General features: G+C 64.2%; 24 protein-coding genes. 15 read left to right on the top strand and 9 right to left on the bottom strand.

Translation table 11 applies throughout. From position 1 onward, the window contains the following. The first annotated feature begins 16 nt into the window (after positions 1-16). Positions 17-1,435, top strand: a complete 1,419-nt coding sequence (locus ACR0IR_RS09865) for an FAD-binding oxidoreductase (protein ID WP_170366649.1) — start codon at positions 17-19, stop codon at positions 1,433-1,435. A 38-nt stretch (positions 1,436-1,473) separates the two neighbouring features. Here the strand turns inward: ACR0IR_RS09865 and ACR0IR_RS09860 are convergent, their stop codons facing one another. Further along, positions 1,474-1,956: a fasciclin domain-containing protein gene (locus ACR0IR_RS09860; RefSeq protein WP_170337939.1), complete on the bottom strand. Its 483-nt coding sequence runs from the start codon at positions 1,954-1,956 to the stop codon at positions 1,474-1,476. A gap of 169 nt (positions 1,957-2,125) precedes the next feature. After that, positions 2,126-2,665, bottom strand: coding sequence for an adenine phosphoribosyltransferase (locus tag ACR0IR_RS09855; protein WP_170337941.1), 540 nt, complete (start codon positions 2,663-2,665; stop codon positions 2,126-2,128). A gap of 208 nt (positions 2,666-2,873) precedes the next feature. Between ACR0IR_RS09855 and ACR0IR_RS09850 the strand changes: the two genes are divergently transcribed. Then, positions 2,874-3,047 carry a hypothetical protein gene (locus ACR0IR_RS09850; RefSeq protein ID WP_222457049.1) on the top strand — a complete coding sequence of 58 codons (174 nt, stop codon included), beginning with the start codon at positions 2,874-2,876 and terminating at the stop codon, positions 3,045-3,047. Between the two features lie 6 nt (positions 3,048-3,053). Here ACR0IR_RS09850 and ACR0IR_RS09845 read toward each other — a convergent pair whose 3' ends face one another. Then, positions 3,054-3,683, bottom strand: coding sequence for a LysE family translocator (locus ACR0IR_RS09845; protein WP_480753764.1), 630 nt, complete (start codon positions 3,681-3,683; stop codon positions 3,054-3,056). A gap of 61 nt (positions 3,684-3,744) precedes the next feature. After that, on the bottom strand, positions 3,745-4,617 hold the full coding sequence (locus tag ACR0IR_RS09840; RefSeq protein ID WP_170362962.1) for an S-methyl-5'-thioadenosine phosphorylase: 873 nt from the start codon (positions 4,615-4,617) through the stop codon (positions 3,745-3,747). A 216-nt stretch (positions 4,618-4,833) separates the two neighbouring features. On the opposite strand from ACR0IR_RS09840, the gene ACR0IR_RS09835 reads away from it, so the two are divergent. Then, entirely contained in the window at positions 4,834-6,468 is a 1,635-nt protein-coding gene (locus tag ACR0IR_RS09835) for a SulP family inorganic anion transporter (protein ID WP_170337945.1), read from the top strand. Positions 6,469-6,602: 134 nt separating this feature from the next. Here the strand turns inward: ACR0IR_RS09835 and ACR0IR_RS09830 are convergent, their stop codons facing one another. Next, on the bottom strand, positions 6,603-7,208 hold the full coding sequence (locus tag ACR0IR_RS09830; RefSeq protein ID WP_170362963.1) for a flavin reductase family protein: 606 nt from the start codon (positions 7,206-7,208) through the stop codon (positions 6,603-6,605). Positions 7,209-7,280: 72 nt separating this feature from the next. Here ACR0IR_RS09830 and ACR0IR_RS09825 point away from each other — a divergent pair, with 72 nt between their 5' ends. The 5 genes from ACR0IR_RS09825 (at position 7,281) to ACR0IR_RS09805 (ending at position 10,327) form a co-directional block, all read left to right on the top strand. Next, positions 7,281-7,775 (top strand): GNAT family N-acetyltransferase, encoded by a 495-nt coding sequence (locus tag ACR0IR_RS09825; RefSeq protein ID WP_170358220.1) that lies wholly within the window; start codon positions 7,281-7,283, stop codon positions 7,773-7,775. A gap of 54 nt (positions 7,776-7,829) precedes the next feature. Continuing rightward, positions 7,830-8,579 (top strand): EcsC family protein, encoded by a 750-nt coding sequence (locus ACR0IR_RS09820; RefSeq protein ID WP_170362964.1) that lies wholly within the window; start codon positions 7,830-7,832, stop codon positions 8,577-8,579. Positions 8,580-8,647: 68 nt separating this feature from the next. Continuing rightward, positions 8,648-9,157, top strand: coding sequence for an NUDIX hydrolase (locus tag ACR0IR_RS09815; RefSeq protein WP_367646597.1), 510 nt, complete (start codon positions 8,648-8,650; stop codon positions 9,155-9,157). A gap of 72 nt (positions 9,158-9,229) precedes the next feature. After that, a complete protein-coding gene (locus tag ACR0IR_RS09810) occupies positions 9,230-9,685 on the top strand; it encodes a DUF1178 family protein (protein WP_170362966.1) in 456 nt (151 codons plus the stop codon). A gap of 3 nt (positions 9,686-9,688) precedes the next feature. After that, positions 9,689-10,327, top strand: a complete 639-nt coding sequence (locus ACR0IR_RS09805; protein ID WP_170362967.1) for an SDR family oxidoreductase — start codon at positions 9,689-9,691, stop codon at positions 10,325-10,327. Here ACR0IR_RS09805 and ACR0IR_RS09800 read toward each other — a convergent pair. Beyond that, positions 10,321-10,677, bottom strand: a complete 357-nt coding sequence (locus ACR0IR_RS09800) for a hypothetical protein (protein WP_170362968.1) — start codon at positions 10,675-10,677, stop codon at positions 10,321-10,323. The genes ACR0IR_RS09805 and ACR0IR_RS09800 overlap by 7 nt on opposite strands. Positions 10,678-10,843: 166 nt before the next feature. Here ACR0IR_RS09800 and ACR0IR_RS09795 point away from each other — a divergent pair, with 166 nt between their 5' ends. The 6 genes from ACR0IR_RS09795 (at position 10,844) to ACR0IR_RS09770 (ending at position 19,654) form a co-directional block, all read left to right on the top strand. Continuing rightward, on the top strand, positions 10,844-12,082 hold the full coding sequence (locus ACR0IR_RS09795; RefSeq protein WP_170337962.1) for an aspartate kinase: 1,239 nt from the start codon (positions 10,844-10,846) through the stop codon (positions 12,080-12,082). Between the two features lie 46 nt (positions 12,083-12,128). Beyond that, the gene (gene ptsP / locus ACR0IR_RS09790) at positions 12,129-14,372 is read left to right on the top strand and encodes a phosphoenolpyruvate--protein phosphotransferase (RefSeq protein ID WP_093962727.1); all 2,244 of its coding nucleotides are present in this window, start codon (positions 12,129-12,131) and stop codon (positions 14,370-14,372) included. Positions 14,373-14,518: 146 nt separating this feature from the next. Continuing rightward, the gene (gene zwf, locus ACR0IR_RS09785) at positions 14,519-15,964 is read left to right on the top strand and encodes a glucose-6-phosphate dehydrogenase (protein WP_170366642.1); all 1,446 of its coding nucleotides are present in this window, start codon (positions 14,519-14,521) and stop codon (positions 15,962-15,964) included. A 1-nt stretch (position 15,965) separates the two neighbouring features. After that, positions 15,966-17,771, top strand: a complete 1,806-nt coding sequence (gene edd / locus ACR0IR_RS09780) for a phosphogluconate dehydratase (protein ID WP_480779065.1) — start codon at positions 15,966-15,968, stop codon at positions 17,769-17,771. A 4-nt stretch (positions 17,772-17,775) separates the two neighbouring features. Next, entirely contained in the window at positions 17,776-18,411 is a 636-nt protein-coding gene (gene eda / locus ACR0IR_RS09775) for a bifunctional 4-hydroxy-2-oxoglutarate aldolase/2-dehydro-3-deoxy-phosphogluconate aldolase (protein ID WP_170362973.1), read from the top strand. A 52-nt stretch (positions 18,412-18,463) separates the two neighbouring features. Further along, the gene (locus tag ACR0IR_RS09770) at positions 18,464-19,654 is read left to right on the top strand and encodes a pyridoxal-phosphate-dependent aminotransferase family protein (RefSeq protein ID WP_170362974.1); all 1,191 of its coding nucleotides are present in this window, start codon (positions 18,464-18,466) and stop codon (positions 19,652-19,654) included. Here ACR0IR_RS09770 and ACR0IR_RS09765 read toward each other — a convergent pair. After that, complete coding sequence (locus ACR0IR_RS09765; RefSeq protein WP_170362975.1) at positions 19,651-20,760, bottom strand: pyridoxal phosphate-dependent aminotransferase; 1,110 nt, start codon at positions 20,758-20,760, stop codon at positions 19,651-19,653. The two genes, ACR0IR_RS09770 and ACR0IR_RS09765, sit on opposite strands and share 4 nt — an antisense overlap. A 144-nt stretch (positions 20,761-20,904) precedes the next feature. Here ACR0IR_RS09765 and ACR0IR_RS09760 point away from each other — a divergent pair, with 144 nt between their 5' ends. Further along, entirely contained in the window at positions 20,905-21,687 is a 783-nt protein-coding gene (locus tag ACR0IR_RS09760; protein WP_170362976.1) for a crotonase/enoyl-CoA hydratase family protein, read from the top strand. Between the two features lie 26 nt (positions 21,688-21,713). Here the strand turns inward: ACR0IR_RS09760 and ACR0IR_RS09755 are convergent, their stop codons facing one another. Both ACR0IR_RS09755 and ACR0IR_RS09750 read right to left on the bottom strand, forming a co-directional pair. Beyond that, on the bottom strand, positions 21,714-22,880 hold the full coding sequence (locus ACR0IR_RS09755) for a benzoate/H(+) symporter BenE family transporter (RefSeq protein WP_254441512.1): 1,167 nt from the start codon (positions 22,878-22,880) through the stop codon (positions 21,714-21,716). Positions 22,881-23,005: 125 nt separating this feature from the next. Then, entirely contained in the window at positions 23,006-26,167 is a 3,162-nt protein-coding gene (locus ACR0IR_RS09750) for a valine--tRNA ligase (protein ID WP_170362978.1), read from the bottom strand. Positions 26,168-26,274 lie beyond the last annotated feature (107 nt).

The raw sequence follows: 26,274 nt of genomic DNA, 5'->3' as shown, positions 1-26,274 counted from the left end.
TGGGCATGCAGAGGGCATGCATTTGAACGCTGCCGACGAAACCTTTGCCGAAACCATCCGCGCCCGCCTGGGTGACGATGTTCTGCGCCCGGTCGAGCCGCGCTATCTGGAAGAGCCGCGCCGCCGCTTCGCCGGTCAGGCGGGTCTGCTGGCCTTGCCCCGCACGGTTGAGGAGGTCGCAGCCTTGGTGCGTTTGGCGTCCGAGGCCCGTGTGCCGGTGGTGCCATACGGCGGCGGCACCGGTCTTGTGGGCGGACAGGTCATGGCCAATGGCCCCGCGCCCCTGATCCTGTCGCTCGAGCGGATGCGCGCGATCCGGGCCGTCTACCCGACCGAAAACATCCTGATCGCCGAGGCCGGTGCTGTGCTGGCCGACATTCAGGCCTCGGCCGAGACGGCCAACCGGCTGTTTCCGCTGTCGCTCGCGGCGCAGGGGTCCTGCCGGATCGGGGGGAACCTCGCTACCAATGCCGGGGGCGTGAACGTCCTGCGTTATGGCAATGCACGGGATCTGTGCCTGGGGCTTGAGGCGGTTCTGCCCAACGGGGAGATCTGGCACGGGCTGGGGCGGTTGCGCAAGGACAATACCGGCTATGATCTGCGCAACCTGCTGATCGGGTCCGAGGGCACGCTGGGGGTCATCACCGCCGCCTCGCTCAAGCTGTTCCCCCGTCCTGCCGGGCTGGGCACGGCGATCTTTCAGGTCACCAGCCCCGAAGCGGCGATCGACCTGCTGGCCCTGGCCCGCGACCATTTGGGCGAAACCGTCAGCGCGTTCGAACTGATCCACAAGCAGGGGCTGGATTTTCTGGCCGAGGTCTTGCCGGACGTGCGGCAACCCTTTGACACACCGCCGGAATGGTCGGTTCTGATCGAACTGGGATTGCCGGCCGGGCACGAGCCCGAGGCGGCGCTGGAGTCCTTGTTCGTCGCTGCCGAGGCCCGTGGTCTGGTGTCGGACGGTGTCATCGCCCAAAGCGCCGCGCAACGCGACGCGCTGTGGTCAGTGCGCGAACGCATCCCCGAGGCAAACCGGTTGATCGGTTCGGTGTCCAGCCACGATATCTCAGTTCCGATTTCGCGGATCCCCGACTTCATTCGCCAAGGCGGCGAGGCGATTGCGGCCTTCGGACCGTTTCGGGTGAACTGCTTTGGTCATCTGGGGGATGGCAACCTGCACTACAACGTATTTCCGCCCAAAGGCCACGACCGGGGCGAGTTCGACGACCGGCGCACCGCGATCAAGCGCGCGGTTCATGACTTGGTGCATGAATTCGAAGGATCGGTCAGTGCCGAGCACGGGGTGGGTCGCCTGAAGACCGGTGATCTGGAGCGCTATGGTGATCCAGCGAAACTTTCGGCCATGAGCGCCATCAAAGGCGCCTTAGACCCGCTCGGGATCATGAACCCGGGCGCTGTCCTGTCACATGTTTGAGTGCGGCCCGGACGCTCCGGGCCGCAGCTACGCGTCGTTTACGACGCAGGCAGGATAACCTTGTCGATGACGTGGATCACGCCATTGCTGGTTTCGATATCTGCCTGAACGACGTTTGCGTCATTGACCATGACACCGTTGTCGAGATCGATCGTGATCTCTCCACCCTGAACGGTGGCGGCAGTCATGTCGTCGGACAGATCACCCGACATCACTTTGCCCGGAACCACGTGATAGGTGAGGATCGCCACAAGCTGATCCTTGTTCTCGGGCTTCAGCAGCGTCTCCACGGTGCCTTCGGGCAACGCGGCAAAGGCTTCATCGGTAGGCGCGAACACGGTGAATGGGCCTTCGCCCTTCAGCGTGTCAACCAACTCGGCGGCCTGCACGGCTGCGACCAGAGTGTTGAAGCTGCCAGCCCCGACAGCGGTGTCCACAATGTCCTTGCCGTGGCCGTCGGCCATGGCAGCGGTCGAAAACAGGATACTGGCGACACCGGCAACAGCGAATTTGCGAAACATGATCTACTTCCCTTGTTGAGGATGTCATCGGCGACATCACGGTCTATACGGCGACATGCCGAAAGGAGATCAGGCGTCAGGGGCAAAAAACCGACTGGAAAACGAACGACGCCGCGCTAAGCGCGCGGCGTTTCCAGCGGCAAGTCACGAAATCGTGACCGCTGTCTGTTCACAGCCCTTCGAATTCGCACAAGACATGGACGTCCATGCCCATCTCCTCCAGCACCTTCCGGCCACCCAGCTCGGGCAGGTCGATGATGAAGGCGCAGCTGACAATCTCGCCGCCCAGCCGTTCGATCAGCTTGATGCCTGCCGCGGCAGTGCCGCCGGTGGCCAGCAGGTCATCGACGACCAGAACCTTTTCACCGGGCTGGATCGCGTCATCGTGGATCTCGACGATGGCCTCGCCGTATTCCAGCTTGTACTCCTCGCTGATCGTGGTGCCCGGCAGCTTGCCCTTCTTGCGGATCGGAACGAAGCCCACGCTCAGCTGGTGAGCGATCGCGCCGCCTAGGATGAACCCGCGCGCCTCGAGCCCAACGACCTTGTCGATGCGCTCGCCGGCATAGGGGTGCAGCATCTGGTCGATGGCCATGCGAAACCCGCGGGGATCCGCAAACAGGGTCGTCACGTCGCGGAACATGATCCCTTCGTGGGGAAAATCGACGATGGTCCGAATGTAATCCTTGACCGTTTTGCTTCTGGACATGGGGCAACCCTTCTTGCGTCAAAACACGGCGGTGTTTGGCGTATCACGGCCAGTCATGCAAGCCACGGCTGCCTTCCTGCGCGTATTTGCTGCGGAACAGATGCGCCCGGACCACCCGCCCTTGGGGGCTGCGGGTATCGACAAGCGATGCGCTTTGTCTATACAAGGTGCCACGCGCTGATGCAGGCCCAGAACAAGGATGACAGCCGTGGCCAAGGCCGACCTCAAGGGATCTACCAAAAAGAACAGCCAGCTGGTTCTGCGCCTGGACAAGGACGAACGCGACGCGTTCGTTGCGCTGTGCCGCGATCTCGACACCTCGGCCGCGCGCGAGATCCGCAAGTTCATTCGCGCATTCATGGCTGAGAACGCCGGGACCTGACTGCCTTCAGGCCGGGCGACGCAGTACCGCCGTGGCCACGCCCATTCCGATCAGGGTCAACCCTCCGAAACGGGTCATGCCGGTGATGATGCTGGGGCGGCCGATTACGCGGCGCAGCCGGTCGGCCAGCAGCGCATAGGCCAGCGCGTTCAGCCCGGCCAATCCCACGAAAGTCGCAATCAGGATCGCGAACTGCGGGCCCAGCGGCTCGGCCGGGCGCAGAAATTGCGGCACGAAGGCGATGAAGAAGGCGATGGATTTCGGGTTCAGCGCAGTAACAGCGGCCGCATGGCCGAACACGCCGCGCGCGGTGACGTCGCGCCCGGTGGCAACTGCCTGCATCCCGCCGGACGGCGCACTGCGCAGCAGCTTGATGCCCAGCCAGACCAGATAGGCGGCGCCCACCCATTTCAGCACCGAAAACAACGTGGCCGACGCCAGCACCAGCGCCCCAAGCCCTAGCAACGAGGCGGTCATAGCGATCAGGTCCCCCAGCGCAACCCCCGTGGCCGAGGCCACGGCCACGCTGCGCCCTTTGGACAGCGCATAGCTGAGCACCAGCAGAACCGTCGGTCCCGGGATCAGCAGAAGGGCGGTCGAGGCTGCGACAAAGGCCAGCCAAAGTTCAAAATCCATCATCCAACTCCGTCAAATCCGCAGCAGCTAGCCTAAGAAAACACGAGGCCGTCAAGGACGCCTACAATACCCGGCCCGCCACCGCATCCAGCTTGGCCAGCACTTGCGGGTCGCGCTTTTCCGGGGCCGTCAAAATCGCGTGGTCCAGCGCAAGATCGCAGCCATGCGGGCAGGGCGCGCGGTCCGCTCCCAGCATGGCGGGCAGGCCTTTGACCAAGGCGCGCGCCTTCTCGGCGTTGCCGGTCAGCGTCGCGATGATAGCGGTCACGTCCACTTCGCCGTGATCGGGGTGCCAGCTGTCATAGTCGGTGACCATCGCCACCGAGGCATAGCAAAGCTCGGCCTCGCGGGCCAGTTTGGCCTCGGGCATGTTGGTCATGCCGATCACGTCGCAGCCCCACTGCTCGCGGTACATCTTCGATTCCGCCAGCGTCGAGAATTGCGGCCCTTCCATCGCCAGATAGGTGCCGCCGCGATGCACTGTGATGCCGGCCGCCCGGGCGGCGAATTCACAGGCATCGCCCAGGCGCGGGCAGGTCGGATGGGCCACGCTGACATGGGCGACGCAGCCGGTGCCGAAAAAGCTTTTCTCGCGGGCGAAGGTGCGGTCGATGAACTGATCGACGACCACGAAATCGCCCGGCGCCATGTGTTCGCGGAAGGAGCCGCAGGCCGAAACCGAGATCACATCGGTCACCCCCAGCCGTTTCAGCGCGTCGATATTGGCACGATAGGGCACCTCGGTCGGCGAATGCACATGCCCGCGCCCGTGGCGGGGCAGAAAGGCCATCTCGATGCCGTCCAGTGTCCCGGTCAGGATCTGGTCGGACGGCGCGCCCCAAGGCGTTTCCACGGTAACCCATTGCGGCGTTTCCAGCCCGTCGATGTCATAAATTCCCGATCCGCCGATGACGGCAATTTTTGTCTGGGCCACGTTCGTTCTCCGCTGCGATACCTGCCTGAGGGAATATCTGCGGGCTTGTCGGGCATTTGGCAAGGCTTGCCGGTGTTATTGCGCCGCACAGGCGCCACAAGGGGCGTCGCCTTGCAGTTTTTGCATGACAGCCTGCCATCGATGGGCTAGCAGACAGCGCCGAAGGCGGGTATACGACCGCCTTCGCGCGAACATTCTGACCCACAGGACCAATTCATGCCCCGAGCCTTGCTGGCAAGCTTTGCCAATCGCCTCGCCATTCCCGATCTGAGCTGGATGCCGGACGAAAAGCTGACCCCCGCCCGCCTGCGGATCGAGCTTTTGTCGGGCCTGACCGTCGCCCTGGCCCTGGTGCCCGAAGCGGTGGCCTTTGCTTTCGTCGCCGGGGTTCACCCGCTGGTAGGCCTGTATGCGGCGTTCCTCGTGGGGCTGATCACCGCGCTGATCGGGGGTCGTCCGGGTATGATCTCGGGCGCAACCGGTGCGCTGGCGGTCGTCATGGTGGCGCTGGTGGCGCAGCACGGGGTCGAATACCTGTTCGCCACAGTGGTTTTGATGGGCATCCTGCAGATTATCGCGGGGGCCATGCATTGGGGCCGGTTCATCCGCCTGGTGCCGCATCCGGTGATGCTGGGCTTTGTCAACGGCCTGGCGATCGTGATCTTTCTGGCGCAACTGGGCCAGTTCAAGGTGCCGGGCACCATGGAAAACACCGGCCACGGCATGAGCGGTGGTGAATGGCTGTCCGGGATGCAACTCTATACGATGCTGGGGCTGGTCGCGCTGACCATGGCGGTGATCTGGGTGATGCCGCGCATCACGCGCATTGTGCCAGCGCCGCTGGCGGGCATCGTCGTGGTGGCTGCGCTGGTGATCGGCATGGGGCTGGATGTCCCGCGCGTCGGAGACCTGGCCTCGATCGAGGGCGGCCTGCCGAAATTCCACATCCCCATGGTTCCGCTGACCTGGGAGACGTTTGAGATCATTCTGCCCTACGCCGTCATCCTGGCCGCCATCGGCCTGATCGAATCTCTGCTTACGCTGAACCTGGTGGGCGAGATCACCGGCAAGCGCGGTGGTGCGTCGCAGGAATGCATCGCGCAGGGCACCGCCAACGTCGTGACCGGGTTCTTTGGCGGCATGGGCGGCTGTGCGATGATCGGTCAGTCGATGATCAACGTGAAGTCCGGCGGCCGCACCCGCATCGCGGGGATCGCTGCCGCGCTGTTCCTGCTGGTGTTCATCCTTGTCGGCTCGCCTCTGATCGAACAGATCCCGCTGGCCGCGCTGGTTGGCGTGATGTTCATGGTGGTGATCGGCACCTTTGCCTGGAACTCGTTCAACATCCTGCGCAAGGTGCCGCTGACCGACGCCTTCGTCATAGTTCTGGTCACCGTCGTCACCGTGATGGAAGACCTCGCCGTGGCCGTCGTGGTCGGCGTCATCGTTTCGGCGCTGGCCTATGCCTGGAACAACGCCAAGCGCATCCACGCGGTTACCCGCGACTCGGAAACCGAGAAAGGCGCCAAGGTCTACGAGATCAAGGGGCCGTTGTTCTTCGGCTCGTCCGAGGGATTTGTCGAACTGTTCGATGTCCAGAACGACCCGGAAACGGTGATCGTGGACTTCGCCGACAGCCGTGTGGTCGACCAATCGGCCCTGCAGGCCATCGAAAACATCGCTGCAAAATACGAGGCGGCAGGCAAGCGCGTCATGCTGCGCCATCTCAGCCGGGATTGCCACAAGCTGCTCAAGAAAGCGGGTCACTTGATGGTCGACAGCGACGATGACCCGGATTACGGCCTTGCGGTCGACTATTCCGTTCGAACCGGCATTCTGGGCGGCCACTGAGGTAATGCGAGGCTCTGCCTCGCGCTCCGGGATACTTTAAACCAGATGAAGACCGCGCGAGCCCTTCATCTGGCCCAAAAATACCCCGGGGGAGTCGCGCATAGCGCGGCGGGGGCAGAGCCCCCAAACCCGGCTCAATCGTCTGGACGATTGAGGGAAAACAACTCCGTCACCACCGAGTAGTCGCGATACCCAAGCCGCGACAATGGTTGAAAGGTGGTGACGTCTAACTTGCCGTCCTTCAGGCAGTCATCGCGCAGGTGCACGCCGACGACCTCTCCGAACACCACGCGGTTGGCTTCGCCGGGCAGCGTGACGATCTGGGTCAGTTTGCATTCCAGCGCGGCAGGGGCGCCTTCGATGCGGGCGCATGGGATGGTTTCGCATTCCACCGGAGTCAGGCCGGCGTGGGCGAACTCGTCTACCTCTTTCGGAAGGCTGGCTGAGCTTGCGTTCATCGCATCCCGATGGGCGTGGGCCACCACGTTGACGCAAAAGACGCCGGTCGCCTCGATATTGGCGATGCTGTCCTTTCCGCGGTCCTGGTCGTGTTTCGTGCCGGTGGAGGCAAACATCACCTGCGGCGGCGTATAGGCGACCCCGTTGAAGAATGAATAGGGCGCCAGATTGTTGATCCCATCGGCGCTGCGGGTCGAGATCCATCCGATCGGGCGCGGCGTGATGATGGCGTTGAACGGGTTGTGCGGCAAACCGTGACCGTCTTCGGGGCGATAGAACATCTGATCTCCAAGCGTTTGCTCAAGGCCTAGCGAAGTGCTAGGGCGATTGCCAGAGTCGAAAAGAGGGCCGCGGTGCAGCAGTTCGGGATCAGGCCGGAAGAGCCGGAGGATTGGTGGGAAGTCGAAGCCCTCTACGACCTGTGTTTTGCGCCGGGGCGCGAGGCGCTGTCGTCTTACCGCTTGCGCGACGATGTTCCGCCAGTGCCGGGCCTGTCGATGATTGCCCGTGACGGGCAGGGCATCTTGGCTGGGGCCATCCGATTCTGGCCGGTTCATGTTGGCGCACACGACGCGCTTTTGCTGGGGCCCGTTGCCGTCCACCCGACCCACCAGGGGGAAGGTTTGGGTGGTTTTCTGATCCACGAAGGTATCGAAGCCGGGCGGGCCAAAGGGTGGGACCGGGTCATGCTGGTCGGTGACGCGCCCTATTATTCACGCTTTGGGTTTGCCCGGCTCGAGGGGGTAGAGATGCCACCGCCAACCAACCCGGATCGGGTCCTCGGGCTGGATTTGGCACCCGGCGCCTGGCACGGAGTGAGTGGTTCGGTGACCCGCTGGACGCGCTGATCTATTGAAACGGCGTTGTTAAATGCCAATGTTTCAGGGTCAGGAGGACACCGAATGAATGACGTCATTCTCGTCGGAGAAATCGACCCCGACGCTGAGTTGGACCGGCTGGCAAGCCACTACCGCAGCGCGGGCGGCAGCGGCATCCGGTTGCTCAATCGTCTGGGTGGATCAGCCGAGTCGCTGCTGGAACAGCTGCCCAGTTCGGTGCGCGATGGGCTGACCGGTGCAACCGAGCAGGCCTTGTGGGTTGCAGTTCGTGCCGCTGACGGATCGCGCCGCGCGGTTCCCGACCAGAAGCCGTGGGTCAACACCGCCATATCGACCACGATGGGCGCCGCAGGTGGGGCTGGCGGCCTGACGACGGCGTTGATCGAGCTTCCGGCGACCACGGCCATGTTGTTGCGCTCAATACAGGGTGCCGCATCGCGTGAAGGTTTTGACCCCTCGGCAAGGAACGTGCAGTTCGATTGCATCCGCGTTTTGTCGGCGGCAGGTCCCTTGGCGCATGACGACGGCGCAGACATGGGGTTCTTTTCGGTCCGACTGACCGTGACGGGCCCCGCTCTGCAAAAGGTCATTGCTGCCGTCGCTCCGAGGTTGTCGGTCGTTTTGGGGCAGAAACTGGCGGCACAGACCGTTCCGGTATTGGGGGCCTTGGCCGGAGGCGGCGCGAACTACCTCTACGCCCGGTACTATCAGCAGATTGCCCGTGTGCATTTCGGCCTGCGGCGTTTGGCGATCGATGCCGATATTCCGCATGACGAGCTTGTGCAGCGTTTGCAACGTCGCACGTTGGCCTGACCCACAGTTTCAAAATTGGACAGAACCGCAGGATGTGGTATCCTGCACCTAATCGGCCCGCAAGATAAGTGGCCGAAAACAGGCAAGAAGAACGAAACAAGAGGCGGGGCAGCGTGAAAAGCGCAGGGCTGTCACCAGACATTCTGTCCGAAACCGGGGCATTTCCGGTTCTGCCGCAGTCTGCGGCTTTATGCTACCGGCTTCGGCGCGGGGTGCCTGAGATATTGTTGATCACGACCCGGGGGTCGGGGCGGTGGATCATCCCCAAAGGCCGCATGATCGACGGTCTTAGCGGGGCTGAGACCGCAGCGCAGGAAGCTTGGGAAGAAGCCGGTGTGACAGGCCGTTGTGAGACGCGCAGTATCGGGCAGTTCTCTTTCGACAAACATCACCGGGATTTGGGGCGGGTCACATGCGTCGTTGATGTCTACCCGTTGCTTGTTACCAAGACGGCGGATCGGTTCCCCGAAGTCGCAGAGCGGCGGCGTAGATGGATGCTGCCGGAAAAAGCAGCACAAGCGGTTTCGATCGGCGGGCTTTCCGGGCTGTTGCGGTCAAATGCGCTCAATCCTCATTGAACCGCCTCTGTAAAGACTTGATATTGCCATGTCTGTCAGTATCTATTGGCCCACCGACACTTTGGGCGACAGATGATTCAATATTCACTGAAATGCTGCAATGGTCATGCGTTTGACAGTTGGTTCCAGTCTGCGGACGCTTACGACAAGCTGTCCAAGGCTGGAATGGTCTCTTGCGCGACTTGCGGCAGCACCCAGGTCGAAAAGGCGATCATGACGCCGCGGGTCCAGTCTGCGCGCTCGTCCGCTGCAATGCCGCGTGCGGAGAACATTGATCGACCCGAAGCCCAGCGCCAACCGACCAAGGCCGAGATAGAGCGTGTTCTCAACGCCCTGCGCGCCAAGGTCGAGGCGAATTCCGATTATGTCGGCCGCGAATTTGCGCGCGAGGCCCGCAAGATACATCTGGGCGAGGCCCCGGAGCGCGCCATCTATGGCGAGGCCAAGCCGGAAGAGGCCAAGGCCCTGATCGAAGATGGGGTTCCGGTGGCCCCTCTACCGTTCATTCCAAGCCGAAAGACGAACTGAACCGTGCATCTTGTTATCACCGGCGCCAATCGCGGCATTGGGCGTGCTCTTGCTGAATGCTATCGTGGCCGAGGCGATACTGTCACCGGCACCGCACGGGACGATTCCGCCGATATTCGTCTGGACGTTACCGACCCGGCGCAACAGGCCCAGATGGCGCGCAAGTTGGATGGCCGGCCCGTAGATCTGTTGATCTGTAACGCTGGTGTCTACTTGGACAAAGGCCAGACAATCGACGGCTACCCGGCCGAGATGTGGGACCAGACCTTCGCGGCCAACGTCACCGGGGTGTTTCTGACCATTCAGGCCTTGTTGCCCAATTTGCGTGCGGCGCGCGGCAAGATCGCAATCATCTCGTCGCAGATGGCCTCGCACACGCGGGCGCCCGGGGGCAGCTATATCTATCGGGCCTCCAAGGCGGCTGTGCTGAACCTTGGGCGCAACCTGGCGGTGGATCTCAAGGACGATGGCATCGCCGTCGGCATCTATCACCCGGGATGGGTGCAGACGGACATGGGCGGTCAGGCCGCCGACATCACCGTGTCACAGGCCGTTGCCGGGTTGACCGAGCGTTTCGATGCGCTGAGTTTGGACTCCACCGGCTGCTTTGAAACCTGGGACGGGCAGGCACACCCTTACTGAGCAGCCAGCGCTGCCTTGGGGATCTCGTAGACTTCACCGGGATCAATGAAGATCACCAGAATTTCGCCCCGCGTTTCCGAAGTGATCTTCGACGTCGAGCTGCTGGAATCCGGCTTTCCATCGGTGAAATAGATGCGGCGTACTTCCCCAGTATCCAACTGAACCGCCAGGGTTGCAGTGCTATCGTCCTTGCGCCGCAACTCGGCAGGGCAATTTTTCAATGGCTGACCCGCCAACGCGGCGCAGGGGACCGTTCCCAACGCGTTCTGGCCGTCCGTTCCGGACAGTGAAGCCACCTGGGCCAGAGCCGGGCTGGACATCAGAGCACAGGCGAAAACAAAACGCAGCATGGTATTCCTCACGGTTTAAATCCTTGACGATACGCTGACATTGCTGCCGGTCCTTGTAAAGCGTTGCGCTGCAGTGTCCTGCCGTTCTATGTGCCCTTGCTCTTGTGTGTTGCCTCGCATAAGACGCTCGGGACCGAAAATCCAAGGCGCGGAGACATTTGCCCCCATGCCCGTACTCGTGATGAAATTCGGCGGCACATCCGTCGCCAACCTCGACCGCATCCGCCGCGCTGCCAAGCGCATCGGCGTCGAAGTGGCCAAGGGCTATGACGTCATCGTCATCGTGTCGGCCATGTCGGGCAAGACCAACGAATTGGTGGGCTGGGTCGACGAGATCTCGCCGCTGTATGACGCGCGCGAATATGATGCCGTGGTATCCTCGGGCGAGAATGTCACCGCCGGTCTGATGGCGCTGACGCTGCAGGAAATGGAGATCCCCGCCCGCAGCTGGCAGGGCTGGCAGGTGCCGCTGCTGACCGATGGCGCCCATTCGGCGGCGCGGATCCTTGATATTCCGACCGACAACATCAACCAGAAGTTCGGCGAGGGCATGAAGGTCGCGGTGGTGGCAGGCTTTCAGGGTCTCAGCCCCGAGGGGCGGATCACCACGTTGGGCCGGGGCGGTTCGGACACCACTGCCGTGGCTTTTGCCGCCGCCTTCGACGCCGAACGCTGCGACATCTACACGGATGTGGACGGCGTCTATACCACCGATCCGCGCATCTGCGAGAAGGCGCGCAAGCTGGACAAGATCTCGTTCGAGGAAATGCTCGAACTGGCCTCGTTGGGGGCCAAGGTGCTGCAGACCCGCTCGGTCGAGCTGGCGATGCGGTACAAGGTGAAACTGCGTGTTCTCTCAAGCTTCGAGGAACAGTCCGACGAGGCCGGAACCCTGGTCGTCGACGAGGAGGAAATCATGGAATCCAATGTAGTCTCGGGTGTGGCCTATTCGCGGGACGAGGCCAAGATGACCGTCGTGTCGGTCGCCGACCGCCCCGGCATCGCCGCGATCATCTTCAACGCGCTCAGCGATGAGGGGATCAACGTCGACATGATCGTGCAGAACATCTCGGACGAGGGGCGCACGGACATGACCTTTTCCTGCCCCACCAACCAGGTGGCGCGCGCCGAAAAGGCGCTGTTGGCAGTCAAGGAGCGTGGCGAGTTGAACTATGCCGAGCTGGTCGCCGACACCGATGTGGCCAAGGTTTCGGTGGTGGGCATCGGCATGCGCTCGCAGTCGGGCGTGGCGGCCAAGATGTTCAAGGTACTCTCGGATGAGGGGATCAACATCAAGGTCATTACAACCTCCGAGATCAAAATTTCCGTCCTCGTCGACCGGAAATACATGGAACTTGCCGTTCAGGCGCTGCATGATGCCTTTGAACTGGAAAAGGCGGCCTGAGCATCTCGGCCAAGGTCCCGCCTGACACCGCAGAGTAGATCGGGCGATGGCAGACGGAATGGAAACAGAATCCCGCAAGCTGCTGGGGCGGCTGCGCGAGGAGATGGCAAGCGAGGCTGCCGGTCAGGAGCGTCTTGACCGGATCACTCACCTGATCGCCGACAGCATGCGGTGCGAGGTGTGCTCGATCTATCTGTTCCGCGACGACGAAACCCTGGAGCTGTGTGCCACCGAAGGTCTTGCCCCCGAGGCCGTACACCAGACCCGCATGCGTCTGGGGGAAGGTCTCGTTGGCCGGGTGGCCAAGTTCGGCAAGGTCGTCAACGCCGCCGATGCGCCCTCCGAGAAAGGTTTCCGGTACATGCCGGAAACAGGCGAGGAGCGTTTTTCGTCGTTCCTGGGCGTGCCCATTCAGCGGCTGGGGCAGAAGCTTGGGGTTCTTGTGGTCCAGTCCCGCGCTCAACGCGAGTTTTCCGCGGATGAGGTCTATGCGCTTGAAGTCGTGGCAATGGTCCTTGCGGAAATGGCCGAATTGGGTGCGTTTGTGGGCGAAGGTGCCGCCCTTTCACCACTGCATCAGCAATCCATATTGCTGCGCGGTGGCCCGGCACAGGAGGGCTCGGCCGAGGGGCATGTCTGGCTGCATGAGCCGCGTGTCGTCGTCACCAACCCGATCGCCGACGATCCACATCGCGAGCTGGAGCGGCTGAACGAAGCAGTCGAAGAGCTGCGCGTGGGCGTCGACAAGATGCTTGAAATCTCGCGGGGCGGCGACACGGAACAGCTGCAGGTTCTGGAAGCCTACCGGATGTTCGCCAATTCCAAGGGCTGGATGCGCCGGATGGAAGAGGACATCGCCCGTGGTCTCAGCGCCGAGGCGGCGGTGGAAAAGGAGCAGTCGCAGGCCCGCGCCCGGATGAGCCAGGTCACCGACCCTTATCTGCGCGAGCGTCTGGCGGATCTGGACGATTTGTCCAACCGTCTGCTGCGCATCCTGACCGGGCAGGGCGGGTCGAACGGTAAAGAGCTGCCGCCCGATCCGATCCTGGTGGCGCGCAATATCGGACCGGGCGATCTGTTGGAATACGGCCGTTCGCTGAAAGGTGTCGTGCTCGAGGAGGGCTCGGTCGGCAGTCATGCCACCATCGTCGCCCGCGCTCTGGCCATCCCGCTGGTGGTGCATGTCGGACGGATTACGACCGAGGCGCTGAACGGCGACCATATTCTGGTCGACGGGGATGAGGGCGTCGTGCATCTGCGCCCCGAGGATACCGTCGTCAGCGCCTTCCGCGACAAGATGGCCATGCAGGCCGAGGCGCAGAAACGCTATGCCTCGATCCGCGAAACCCCGACCGTGACCAAGGATGGCGAGCGGATCAATCTGGTGATGAATGCCGGCCTGATGGCCGACTTGCCGTCGCTCAAGACGTCCGGGGCCGAGGGCGTAGGCCTGTTCCGCACCGAATTGCAGTTTCTGATCCGCAACCAGATGCCCAAACGGTCGGAACTGGTGGCGCAGTACAAGCGCGTTCTGGATTCGGCCGATGGCAAGCGCGTGGTTTTCCGTACGCTGGATATCGGGTCGGACAAGGTGCTGCCCTACATGAAGCATGTCGCCGAGCCCAACCCGGCGCTGGGTTGGCGCGCCATTCGTGTGGGCCTGGACAAGCGCGGCGTGATGCGGATGCAGCTTCAGGCCCTGTTGCGCGCGGCGGATGGCCGTCCTCTGACGGTCATGTTCCCGTTTGTCGCCCAGGCCGACGAATACCGCGAGGCCCGTTGGGAAGTGAACAAGACACTGGAGCGCGAAAAGCGCTTGGGTCATGTCCTGCCGGAAACGCTGGAAGTTGGGGCGATGCTGGAAACACCATCATTGGCCTTCGCCCCCCAGAAGTTCTTTGACGAGGTCGATTTCATCTCGATCGGCGGCAACGACCTGAAACAGTTCTTCTTCGCCGCCGACCGTGAAAACGAGCTGGTGCGCCGCCGCTATGACACGCTGAATGTCAGCTTCCTCAGCCTGATCGAGCGCATCGTCGAACGGTGCGGAATTTCCGACACGCCGCTGAGTTTCTGCGGCGAGGATGCCGGCCGCCCGATCGAGGCACTGTGCCTGGCGGCGATGGGTATCCGCACCCTGTCGATGCGCCCGGCCTCGATCGGCCCGGTCAAAAGCCTGTTGTTGCGGTCCAACCTGCAGGATGTCCGCAAGATCATCGCCGACGCCCGCCATCGCGGCGAACAATCGGTGCGCCCGGCGATCATGGAGTATCTGCGCGACAACGGCTGAGGCCATGATGACCGCGAAAAAAGGCCCGATTCCGAAATCCGGGCTTGCTTTTTGGGCTTGGTCTTTCTATCCAAGCCACGAATGTTAGCGGTAACAGGGTGTCTGGCTGCAGACCGCGCCGGATTGTCCGAAGAAGGGAGCCAGCCATGGTTTCACGCGTAATCCCGGTAGATCCGTTCGATCTGGTCCTGTTCGGCGCGACCGGAGATCTGGCCCAGCGCAAGATCCTGCCGGGCCTCTACCATCGGTTCGAAGTGGGGCAGATGCCCGAAGATGCGCGCATCATCGGGACCGCGCGGTCGGATATGGACAATGACGGGTTCCGCGCGCAGGTGCGAAAGTCGATGAAGGAATTCGCGCCGTCGTTCAAAAAGGACGTGCTGGATCGGTTTCTGGCCCGGGTCGAATACGTGCCGGTCGATGCGCTTGGCGAAAACGGCTGGGACAAGCTGGCCAAGTCGCTGCGCCCTGACGTGGTGCGCGCCTATTACCTGTCGGTCGGTCCGAAACTGTTTCCCGGCATCGCGCAGCGCCTGCATGATCACGGGCTGGCCACGCCCGACAGCCGCATCGTGGTCGAGAAACCTTTCGGCCATGATCTGGCCTCGGCCAAGGCGCTGAACGAAGGTCTCGGCGCCTGTTTCGAAGAACATCAGATCTATCGGATCGACCATTACCTGGGCAAGGAAACGGTGCAGAACCTGATGGCGCTGCGCTTTGCCAACTCGCTTTTCGAACCGCTGTGGAACGCGACCCATGTGGATCATGTCCAGATCACCGTGGCCGAAACCGTCGGGGTCGAAGGACGTGGTGCCTATTACGACCAGTCCGGCGCGATGCGGGACATGGTGCAGAACCACCTGGTGCAACTTTTGTGCCTGACTGCGATGGAGCCGCCCTCGACCTTCTCGCCCAACGCGGTGCGCAGTGAAAAGGTCAAGGTGATCGAGGCACTGGAACCTGTCGCCCCGACCGACATCGCCCGCGGCCAGTACCGGGCGGACAAGGGCGGCGACGGCTATGTTGATCATGTGGGCAACCCCGACAGCCTGACCGAAAGCTACATCGCGCTGAAGGTGCGCGTGGGCAACTGGCGCTGGTCGGGGGTTCCGTTCTATCTGCGTACGGGCAAGCGTCTGCGCGCCCGCGAATCCGAAATCGCGGTGTTTTTCCGCGACCCGCCGCACACGATCTTTCCCAATGTCGGCCCGCTGCACGGCAACGTTCTGGTGATCCGCCTGCAGCCCGACGAGGGCATCACCCTGCGCACCACGATCAAGGATCCTGGCCCGGGCGGCTTCCGCCTGACGGACGTGGCGCTGGACATGAGCTTTGCCGAGGCGCTGGGTGCCGATGTGCGTGCACAGGACGCCTATGAACGGCTGGTGATGGACGTGATCCGCGGCGACCAGACCCTGTTCATGCGCGGCGACGAGGTCGAGGCCGCCTGGGCCTGGGTCGATCCCATCATCAAGGGCTGGGAAGAGCGCGGCGACCGCCCCTCGCGCTATGATCAGGGCAGTTCCGGCCCGGAAGACGCATTGATGCTGATGCATCGCGACGGGCGCCGCTGGCGCCAGATCGGAGGTTGAGATGGTTCACAACGTCATCACCGACGTCACCCAAAGAATAATCGAGCGCAGCGCCGATCCCCGCCGCACCTATCTGCAGCGGATGGAGCAGGCCCGGTCCGAAGGGCCGGCGCGCGCGCATCTGTCGTGCAGCGGACAGGCCCATGCCTATGCCGGGGCAGGGGCCGATCAGCAGACGATGGCCACGACCAGTGTGGGCAATCTCGGCATCGTCACCGCCTATAACGACATGCTGTCGGCGCATCAGCCGTTCGAGCGCTATCCCGAACTGATCCGCCGCGCGGCCCGTGCCGCAGGCGGCACCGCGCAGGTCGCGGGCGGGGTTCCGGCCATGTGCGACGGGGTCACGCAAGGCGAGGCCGGGATGGAGCTGTCGCTGTTCTCGCGCGACGTGATCGCGCTGGCGGCGGCGGTGGCGCTCAGCCACAATACCTTTGACGCGGCGGTGTTCCTGGGGGTCTGCGACAAGATCGTGCCGGGGCTGGTGATCGCGGCACAGAGCTTTGGCCACCTGCCGGCGGTGTTTCTGCCCGCCGGGCCGATGACCAGCGGCCTGCCCAACGACGAAAAGGCCAAGGTACGCCAGAAATTCGCCGCTGGCGAAGCCACGCGCGAAGAACTTATGGCCGCCGAGATGGCCGCCTATCACGGGCCGGGCACCTGCACCTTCTACGGCACCGCCAACACCAACCAGATGTTGATGGAGTTCATGGGCCTGCACCTGCCGGGCTCCAGCTTCGTCAACCCCAACACGCCGCTGCGCGATGCGTTGACCGAGGAAGGCGCCCGCCGTGCCCTGTCGCTCAGCGCGCTGGGCAACAATTACACGCCGGTGTGCCAGATACTCGACGAACGGGCCTTCGTGAACGGTATCGTGGGGCTGATGGCCACGGGCGGGTCGACCAACCTGCTGATCCACCTGATCGCCATGGCCCGCGCTGGGGGCATCGTGCTCGACTGGCAGGATTTCTCGGACATCTCGGGCGTCGTGCCTCTGGTCGCGCGGGTCTATCCCAACGGTTTGGCCGACGTGAACCATTTCCATGCGGCGGGAGGACTGGGCTACACCATCGGCACGTTGCTGGATGAAGGCCTGCTACATCCCGACACGCTGACCGTGGCGGGGCAGGGGCTGCATCATTACACGCAAGAACCCAAGCTGATCGATGGCGCGCTGGTCTGGGAGGATGGCGCAGGCCACAGCCTGAACGAAAAGATCCTCCGCCCGGCCAATGACCCGTTCCAGCCCACCGGCGGCCTGTCGCGGCTGAGCGGAAATCTGGGTACCGGCGTGATGAAGGTCTCGGCCGTGGCCCCCGAACACCAGGTGGTCGAGGCCCCGGTTCGCGTCTTCCACGACCAGGACGAGGTCAAGGCCGCGTTCAAGGCGGGCGAGTTCACCGATGATGTCATCGTCGTGGTCCGTTTTCAGGGGCCCAAGGCCAACGGTATGCCCGAATTGCACTCGCTGACCCCGATCCTGTCGATCCTGCAGGGGCGCGGGCAGAAGGTGGCGCTGGTAACCGATGGCCGCATGTCGGGGGCCTCGGGCAAAGTGCCCGCAGCGATCCATGTCTGCCCCGAGGCGCTGGATGGTGGCCCGATCGCCAAGCTGCGCGATGGCGACCTGCTGCGCGTCGATGCGGTGCGGGGTCAGCTTGAAATCCTGACCCTCGGCGTGCTGGACCGCCCCGTCGCCACCGCCGATCTGACGGCGCATCAATACGGGGTCGGCCGCGACCTGTTCACCACGTTCCGCAACGCCGTCGGCTCGGCCGATGCCGGTGCCAGCATTTTCGGAGCCTGAATCTATGTCCGCAAAAACCCAACGCACCCGCGAGATCTGCGCATTGGCGCCCATCGTTCCGGTTCTGGTCGTCGATGATGCCGCCCATGCCCGCCCGCTGGCCGAGGCACTGGTGGCCGGTTGCCTGCCCGCGCTCGAAGTAACCTTGCGCACGCCCGCGGCGCTGGACGCGATCCGCGCCATGGCGCAGGTGCCCGGCGGGGTCGTGGGGGCCGGCACGCTGGTCACGCCCGACGATGTCCGCGCCGCGAAAGAAGCGGGCGCGCAGTTCGGCGTGTCCCCCGGGGCCACTGATGCCCTGGTCGCCGCCTGCGAGGCCGAGGGCCTGCCGCTGCTGCCCGGCGCGGCCACCGCGACCGAGGCGATGCGTCTGCTCGAGCAGGGCTATGACATGCTGAAATTCTTCCCGGCCGAAGCCTCGGGCGGGGCGCCTGCGCTCAAGGCGATCGGTGCGCCGCTGCCGCAGATCACCTTCTGCCCGACGGGCGGCGTGTCGCCCGCCAACGCGCGCGACTACCTGTCCCTGCCCAACGTGATCTGCGCGGGCGGCAGTTGGGTCGCGCCGAAACAGATGGTGGCGCAGGGCGACTGGGCGGGGATCGAAGCCCTTGCGCGTGAGGCGGCCGCCCTGATGGATTGACCTTGCCGGGCCGGGCGCTAGGGTGGGCGCCATTACAGGCAGGTTGATCCACATGACAGACAAAGTTTCCTTCTCCCAAGGGCGAAATTATCTGGCCATTCCGGGCCCTTCCGTGATTCCGGACGCGGTGCTGCAGGCGATGCACCGCCCGTCGCCCAATATCTATGCCGGTGAACTGGTCGAGATGATGCCCGACCTGACGGCCGACTTGCGCCGCGTGGCCCGTACCCGGCACGAGGTGGCGATCTACATCGCCAACGGCCACGGCGCGTGGGAGGCGGCGCTGTCCAACGTTCTGGCGCCAGGGGAAACCGTGCTGGCTCCGGCTTCGGGGCGGTTCACCCATGGCTGGGCGGAAATGGCCGAGCGTCTGGGCGTCAAGGTCGACCTGATCGATTTCGGCCCGTCCGACCCGTGGGACATGGACCGGATCGCGCAGGCCCTGCGGGCTGATGCCGACCACCGGATCAAGGCGGTTCTGGCGGTGCATGTGGACACGTCCAGCTCGATCCGCAACGACATTCCGGCGCTGCGGGCGCTGCTGGACGACCTGAACCATCCGGCATTGCTGATGGCGGATTGCATCGCCTCGCTGGGCTGCGATCGGTTCGAGATGGATGACTGGGGCGTCGATGTCATGGTCACCGCCTGCCAGAAGGGGCTGATGACCCCTGCGGGCATGTCCTTCGTGTTCTTCAACGACCGGGCCAAGGCCAAACGGGCCGCGATGCCGCGGGTTTCGGCTTATTGGGACTGGCAGCCGCGATCAGAGCCTGACTGGTTCTATCAGTATTTCGGCGGCACCGCGCCGACGCATCAACTGTATGGTATGCGCGCCGCCCTGGACCTGATCCATGCCGAGGGGATTGAGCAGGTCTGGGCCCGCCATGCGCGGCTGGCCCAGGCCGTCTGGGCCGCCTGCGAGGTCTGGGCCGAGGGCGGGGCGCTGCACCTGAACGTCGGCGACCGCGCGCATCGCAGCCATGCCGTCACCGCCCTGCGCCTGACCGAGGGTCGCGGGACACCCCTGCGCAGCTATACCGAGCGGCATCTGGGCCTTACCCTTGGCATCGGGCTGGGCATGGCGGACGAGGACTCGTGTTTCCGGCTTGGCCACATGGGCCATCTGAACGGGCATATGGTCATGGGCTTGCTGGGCGGCATCGAAACCGCCATGGCCGCGTTGGAGATCCCGCGCGGGTCCGGCGCGCTCGAAGCTGCGGCGGCGGTTCTGGCGGGTTAGGCGTTGCGCGCCGCCGCCAGCGCCTGCGGCAGGGCTGCGGCAAAGGCGTCCAGATCGGCTTCGGTGCCGCAACTAACGCGGATGCAGCGGTTCTGCGGGGCTGCAAATGGCATCCGCACGAAGATCCCCTGCGCCACCAGCGCATCCAGCACCGCCTTGGCAAATGCTCCGTCGCGCCCACAGTCGATTGCCACGAAATTGGTGGCCGAGGGCAGCGGGGTCAACCCGTTGTCACGCGCAATCGCACCGATCCGGTCGCGGGCCGAGGCGATTTGTGTCTGAACCTGCGCCAGCCAGTCCTGATCGTGCAGGGCGGCCAGCGCGCCGGCCTGCGCCATGCGGTTCATGCCGAAATGGTTGCGCACCTTGTTGAAGGCCGAGATCAACCCGGGTGCTCCGATCGCATAGCCGACCCGCGCGCCGGCCATGCCGTAGACCTTGGAAAAGGTGCGCATCCGAATCACGCGCGGATCATCCGCCGCGACCGGCGCGGCGGTGCCGTCAGGCGCGCATTCCACGTAAGCCTCGTCCAAAACCAGCAGACAGCCGTCCGGCAGGGCGTCCAGCGCCGTGACGATATCCGCGCCGCGATGCCAACTGCCCATCGGGTTGTCCGGATTGGCCAGATAGACCAGCTTGGCCCCGACCTCGGCCGCCTTGGCGAACAGGGCGGCCGGGTCTTCGTGATCTTTGGCATAAGGCACCTTGTGGATCGCCCCGCCATAGCCCGCGACGTGGTAGTTGAAGGTGGGATAGGCCCCGTCCGAGGTCACGACCGCATCGCCCGGACCGACCATCAGGCGAACCAGATAGCCCAGCAGCCCGTCGATGCCTTCGCCGACCACGATGTCGTCGGGGCTGATCCCGTGATGATCGGCCAGCGCATGGCGCAGATCGTGGTTCTCGGGGTCGCCATACATCCAGATGCCGTCAGCGGCCTGCCGCATCGACTCGATCGCGCGGGGCGAGGGACCGAACACGCTCTCGTTTGCGCCCAGCCGGGCCACGAAGGGCGCACCGCGCTGACGCTCCTGCGTCTCGGGGCCGACGAATGGTACGGTTGCGGGCAGGGATTGGGCAAGCGGGGTGTATCTGGGTCCGGTCATGGGCGCAGATAATCCCAAGGGCATGGCCGGGGCAAGCCTTGCATGAGGCCGGGACGTCCGCGCCGATCTGCCCTCACGTCGGGCTGGCGTCGGCTGCGGGTTTCGGGGCATGGTTTGCCCGGAACATCAAACCCGGAGACCCAGATGGCGCGCGTATCAGTCGAATACAGGAACAATATCGCCCATGTCACCTTGACCCGCGGCGACAAGATGAACGCGCTGGATGATGCGATGGTCAAGGCGATCCTGGCAGCGGGGCAAGAGGTCGCCGCCTCGGACGCCCGTGCCGTGGTGCTGTCGGGCGAGGGCAAAAGCTTCTGCGCGGGGCTCGACATGGCCAGTTTCGCGGCCATGGCGCACAAGGACCCGACCGAGTGGCTGATGACCCGCAGCCATGACGACGCGAATGAGATGCAGGAACTGGCGCTGATCTGGCGCCGCGTGCAGGTGCCGGTGATCTGCGCCATTCAGGGCGTGGCCTATGGCGGTGGTCTGCAGATTGCGCTGGGCGCCGATATCCGCATCGCTCACCCCGATGCCAAGCTGGCCGTGATGGAGATGAAATGGGGCATCATCCCCGACATGGGCGGCATGGTCCTGTTGCCGAAACTGGTACGGTCCGACGTGCTGCGCCTGCTGACCTACACCGCGCGGCCCATCGGTGCCGCCCAGGCTGCCGATTGGGGGTTGGTCACCAGCCTGTCGGATGATCCGCTGACCGAAGCCATCGCGCTGGCCGAGGATATTGCGGGCAAGAGTCCCTCGGCCATCCGCGCCGCGAAACGCCTGATCGAGGTGGCCGAAACCAAGTCGCGCGCCGAAGTTCTGCTGGCCGAATCCGCCGAACAGGTCGAGCTGATCGGCAAACCCGACCAGATGGAAGTAGTGATGGCCCAGATGCAGGGCCGCAAGCCCGAGTTCAAGTAAACTCGCGGGCCGCGGCCAGGTGGGCCTCAGCCCCGCAGGCGCGTCGTCACCCCATAGGCGATGCCGCCTGCCAGCAGACCCCAGACCGCCGCGCCCAGGCCAAACACGGTGATGCCCGAGGCGGTGATGGCAAAGGTCAGGATCGCGGCTTCGCGCTCGGCCGGAACCTCGAGCGCGGCGAAGGTGGCATTGGCCATGACCCCGATCAGTGCCACGCCGGTCAGCGTGCCCATCAGCATCGGATCGGCATGGGCGGCAAACCCGGTGATGGCCACGGCGAACACCCCGAACAGGCAATAGAACACTCCGGCCATGACAGCCGACCAATAGCGCTGATCCCGGTCGGGGTGGCTGTCCTCGTTCGAGCACATGGCGGCGGTGATGGCCGCAAGGCAGGTCGCCGGCGCGCCGAAGGGGGCCGACAGGATGCTGGCCCCGCCCACGGCCGAGAACAGCGGTCCTGCGACCGGGGCATAGCCAAAGCTGCGCATGACCGCGATGCCGGGGATGTTTTGCGTGGCCATCGTGACCACGAACAGCGGCACCCCGATGCCGATCATCGACGCCATCGAGAATGTGGGCATGATCCAGACCGGCGCGGCCAGCAGGTGGTCGGGGCGGACCGACGGTCCGTCAGAGAACAGAACGACGACCAGCGCGGCGGCCAGCACGGCGGCGGGGACCGCCAGCAGTCTGTGTAAACGTCCGGCGATGAACCAGGTCAGGATCACCGGCAGGGCCTGCCAGGGGATCTCGACCGCGGCCTGGAACGGGACGATGCACAGCGGCAGCAGCACCCCGCCCAGCATTGCCTGCGCCAAGGAGGTGGGAATCGCCGCCGCCAACCGTCCCAGCGGGCGCCACATCCCGGCCAGCACGGTCAGCGCACCCGCAAACAGGAACGCGCCGATGGCACCCGAGAAACCTGCAGCCGGCGCGGCCGAAACCGCCAATAGCGCCGCGCCGGGCGTGGACCAGGCCACGCTTATCGGTTGGCGGTACCCCAGGCTGAGCACGATCGCCGCCAGCCCCATGGCAAGGGCGGCCATCATCAGCCCCGATGCCGCCTGCGGCCCCGAGGCGCCCATGGCGTCCAGCCCCTGCAGGACAATCGGAAACGAGCTGAAAAAGCCGACTACGGCCACGACCAGCCCGGTTGAAACGGTCTGCATCGGCGGAAAGGGTCTGCACATGGGGGCCTCGGTGGATTGGTCCCGAGATTGCTAGCAACCGTTTGGCCCGGTGAACAGGGCCGGGTGGAAAAAACCCCGCCGGGCGTGCGCGGCGGGGTTTCGTCAAGCTTCGGAGGGCTGACGGATCAGGCGATCTCGGCCAGTCGGGCCAGCGCCTCGTTGATGCGGGCCTCTTCCTCTTCGCGGGCGGCCAGGTTGGCCTTGGCCTCTTCCACCACCTCTTCCGGGGCCGAGGCCACGAATTTGGGGTTGTTGAGACGCCCGCGCAGACCACCCAGTTCCTTGGCCAGTTTGCCCTTGGCTTTTTCCAGCCGTTCCTTCTCGGCGCCGATGTCGATGATGTCGGCCAGCGGTAGGCCAAAGGACGCGCCGGGCGCCGCGATCGAGATGGTGCCCTTGGGCAGCGTATCGGCCTTGGTCAAGCTGTCGATCCGGGCCAGCCGCTTGATCAGCGCCTCGTTCCGGTCCCAGGCGGCCTGGCCGTGGGCGTCGATCTCGGTCACCAGCATCGGCACGTACAGGCCCGCCGGAACGCGCATCTGGGCGCGGGCCGAGCGGGTGTTTTCGATCACCGAGATCACCCAGTTCATCTCGCGATCCGCGTCGGCATCGACCAGATCGTCGGCGGCATAGCTGGGCCAGTCGGCATGCACCAGCATCTTGGCACGGGTGCCGGTCAGGCCCCACAGCTCTTCGGTGATGAAGGGCATGATCGGGTGCAGCAGGACTAGGCACTGGTCCAGAACCCAGCGCATGGTGGCGCGGGTCTCGGCCTGGGCCTCGGCATCGTCGCCCTGGAGCAGCGGTTTGGACAGTTCCACGTACCAGTCGCAGACCTTGCCCCAGACGAAGGCATAAAGCCCGTTGGCCGCGTCATTGAAGCGATAGCTCTCCAGCGCCGAGTCGACCTCTTCGCGCACGCGGGCGGTTTCGCCGATGATCCAGCGGTTTACGGCGGCCTTGGGCTGCAACTCGGCCACGTCCAGTTGCGGGACGGCGTCGGTAAAGACCTCGTTCATCTCGGCAAAGCGGACGGCGTTCCACAGCTTGGTGCCAAAGTTGCGATAGCCGGTGATGCGCTCGCGCGACAGTTTCAGCACGCCGCCGATGGCCGCCATCGACGCGTTGGTAAAGCGCAGCGCGTCGGCGCCGAACTCGTCCACGATTTCCAGCGGGTCGATGACGTTGCCGGTGGTCTTGGACATCTTCTTGCCCTTCTCGTCGCGGACGAGCTGGTGCAAATAGACGGTGTGGAACGGGATTTCGTTCACCACGGCCAGCTGCATCATCATCATCCGGGCGACCCAGAAGAACAGGATGTCGAACCCGGTGATTAGGACATCGGTAGGGAAGTAGCGCTGCAACTCCTCGGTCTGTTCGGGCCAGCCCAGCGTGCCGATCGGCCACAGCCCGGACGAGAACCAGGTGTCCAGCACATCCGGGTCGCGCCAGACCGGATAGACCAGCTTGGTCGGATCGCGGTCGATCGCGTATTGTGCCAGGCTTTCGGCGAACCGGTGGATCGCCTCGTGCTTGTCGGCCACCTCGATCACCGTGGCGTGGCTGAGCGGGCTGGGAATGTCGGCATTGTCATCCAGGAATTTTCCGGTGACGTCCTCGAAGCTGGCGGCGCACTCCATGACCGCGCCCCGGTGCAGCATGCCGCCTTCGTTCAGCAACCGGCCCAGTTCGACCAGGTCCAGCTCGCCGTCGTTTTCGTCATCCTTGAAATCCTCGGCCGACAGGTCCAGCCCGTACCAGACCGGAATCTGATGGCCCCACCACAGCTGGCGGCTGATGCACCAGGGCTCGATGTTCTCGAGCCAGTGGTAATAGGTCTTTTCGCCCGATTCCGGGATGATCTTGACCCGGCCGTCGCGCACCGCGTCCAGCGCGGGGCCCACGATTTTTGAGGTTTCGACGAACCACTGATCGGTCAGCATCGGCTCGATCACCACCTTCGAGCGGTCGCCGAAGGGCTGCATGATCGGTTTGCTCTCGACCAGCGGCACCAGCGCGTCGGCGCCCTCGGCATCGGGTTTCAGCGCGGTCGATCCCAGGCGCGGATCGTCCGCGCGGGTCATCACGGCCAGGCCTTCGGCGGTGATTTCTTCGACCACCCTGGCGCGCGCCTTGAACCGGTCCAGGCCGCGCAGATGGTCGGGCACCAGGTTGATCGCGTCGATCTCGTTCTCGGTGAATTCGCGCCCGCGGGCATATTCCTGGGCCCTGGCCGCTTCGTCCGCATAGGGCGCGCCGTCGGCCCGCATGTGGCCGCGCGTGTCCATCAGGCGGTACATCGGGATCTTGCCGCGCTTGGCCACCTGATAGTCGTTGAAATCATGCGCGCCGGTGATCTTCACCGCGCCCGAGCCGAAATTCGGGTCGGGGTATTCGTCGGTGATGATCGGGATCTGGCGGCGATGCTCTTTCGGGCCCACCGGGATTTCGCACAGCTTGCCGACGATGGGCGCATAGCGTTCGTCCGACGGGTGCACGGCAACCGCGCCGTCGCCCAGCATGGTTTCGGGGCGGGTCGTGGCGATCGAGATATAATCGCGCTCTTCCTCGAGCACGATGTTCCCGTCCTCGTCCTTTTCGACGTAGGTGTAGGTCTCGCCCCCGGCCAGCGGGTACTTGAAGTGCCACATGTGGCCGGCGACCTCGATATTCTCGACCTCGAGGTCCGAGATCGCGGTCTCGAAATGCGGGTCCCAGTTGACCAGCCGCTTGCCGCGGTAGATCAGACCCTTGTCGTACATGTCGACAAAGACCTTAATGACCGCGTCATGGAAGTTGGGGCTGTTTTCGTGGCCCGTGCGGGGGTCGCCCGCCGCACCGGCCATGGTGAAGGCGTTGCGCGACCAGTCGCACGAAGAGCCGAGGCGTTTCAGCTGCTCGATGATGGTGCCACCGTATTCGCCCTTCCACTCCCAGACCTTCTCAAGGAACTTCTCACGGCCCAGTTCGTTCCGGCTGGGTTGTTGCGTGGCGGCGAGCATCTTCTCGACCTGCATCTGCGTGGCGATGCCGGCGTGGTCCTGCCCGGGCTGCCACAACGTGTCGAACCCGCGCATCCGGTGCCAGCGGGTCAGAATGTCCTGCAGGGTGTTGTTGAACGCATGGCCCACATGCAGCGCGCCGGTCACGTTCGGCGGCGGGATCATGATGCAAAAGCTTTCGTCGCGCGACTTGTTCGCGCCTGCCTTGAAGGCTCCGGCCTCTTCCCAGGCCTTGTAGATCCGGGCCTCGGCCTCGGCCGCGTTGAATGTCTTGTCCATCGCCATCGGGTGCGTCCTGCGTCATCGATCTTGGGTCAGCGCCTGCAATAGCGAATGGCGGCGGGAAGGGAAAGGGCCAAGCACCTCGCGCACTGGACATCCGCCGCATCAAG

The sequence above is a fragment of the Ruegeria sp. CF2 genome (assembly GCF_056537385.1).
Note: the sequence above shows the minus strand (reverse complement) of the source record. Positions and strands in the feature narration are given on the sequence as shown.

Excerpts from the sequence above, each read along its gene's own strand:
- ACR0IR_RS09860 (WP_170337939.1), bottom strand. The coding sequence starts at position 1,956 with ATGTTTCGCAAATTCGCTGTTGCCGGTGTCGCCAGTATCCTGTTTTCG.
- ACR0IR_RS09820 (WP_170362964.1), top strand. The coding sequence starts at position 7,830 with ATGAATGACGTCATTCTCGTCGGAGAAATCGACCCCGACGCTGAGTTG.
- zwf (WP_170366642.1), top strand. The coding sequence starts at position 14,519 with ATGGTTTCACGCGTAATCCCGGTAGATCCGTTCGATCTGGTCCTGTTC.
- ACR0IR_RS09830 (WP_170362963.1), bottom strand. The coding sequence starts at position 7,208 with ATGTTCTATCGCCCCGAAGACGGTCACGGTTTGCCGCACAACCCGTTC.
- edd (WP_480779065.1), top strand. The coding sequence starts at position 15,966 with ATGGTTCACAACGTCATCACCGACGTCACCCAAAGAATAATCGAGCGC.
- ACR0IR_RS09760 (WP_170362976.1), top strand. The coding sequence starts at position 20,905 with ATGGCGCGCGTATCAGTCGAATACAGGAACAATATCGCCCATGTCACC.
- ACR0IR_RS09770 (WP_170362974.1), top strand. The coding sequence starts at position 18,464 with ATGACAGACAAAGTTTCCTTCTCCCAAGGGCGAAATTATCTGGCCATT.
- ACR0IR_RS09855 (WP_170337941.1), bottom strand. The coding sequence starts at position 2,665 with ATGTCCAGAAGCAAAACGGTCAAGGATTACATTCGGACCATCGTCGAT.
- ACR0IR_RS09765 (WP_170362975.1), bottom strand. The coding sequence starts at position 20,760 with ATGACCGGACCCAGATACACCCCGCTTGCCCAATCCCTGCCCGCAACC.
- ACR0IR_RS09800 (WP_170362968.1), bottom strand. The coding sequence starts at position 10,677 with ATGCTGCGTTTTGTTTTCGCCTGTGCTCTGATGTCCAGCCCGGCTCTG.
- ACR0IR_RS09795 (WP_170337962.1), top strand. The coding sequence starts at position 10,844 with ATGCCCGTACTCGTGATGAAATTCGGCGGCACATCCGTCGCCAACCTC.
- ACR0IR_RS09845 (WP_480753764.1), bottom strand. The coding sequence starts at position 3,683 with ATGGATTTTGAACTTTGGCTGGCCTTTGTCGCAGCCTCGACCGCCCTT.
- ptsP (WP_093962727.1), top strand. The coding sequence starts at position 12,129 with ATGGCAGACGGAATGGAAACAGAATCCCGCAAGCTGCTGGGGCGGCTG.
- ACR0IR_RS09755 (WP_254441512.1), bottom strand. The coding sequence starts at position 22,880 with ATGTGCAGACCCTTTCCGCCGATGCAGACCGTTTCAACCGGGCTGGTC.
- ACR0IR_RS09865 (WP_170366649.1), top strand. The coding sequence starts at position 17 with ATGCATTTGAACGCTGCCGACGAAACCTTTGCCGAAACCATCCGCGCC.
- ACR0IR_RS09835 (WP_170337945.1), top strand. The coding sequence starts at position 4,834 with ATGCCCCGAGCCTTGCTGGCAAGCTTTGCCAATCGCCTCGCCATTCCC.
- eda (WP_170362973.1), top strand. The coding sequence starts at position 17,776 with ATGTCCGCAAAAACCCAACGCACCCGCGAGATCTGCGCATTGGCGCCC.
- ACR0IR_RS09810 (WP_170362966.1), top strand. The coding sequence starts at position 9,230 with ATGATTCAATATTCACTGAAATGCTGCAATGGTCATGCGTTTGACAGT.
- ACR0IR_RS09750 (WP_170362978.1), bottom strand. The coding sequence starts at position 26,167 with ATGGCGATGGACAAGACATTCAACGCGGCCGAGGCCGAGGCCCGGATC.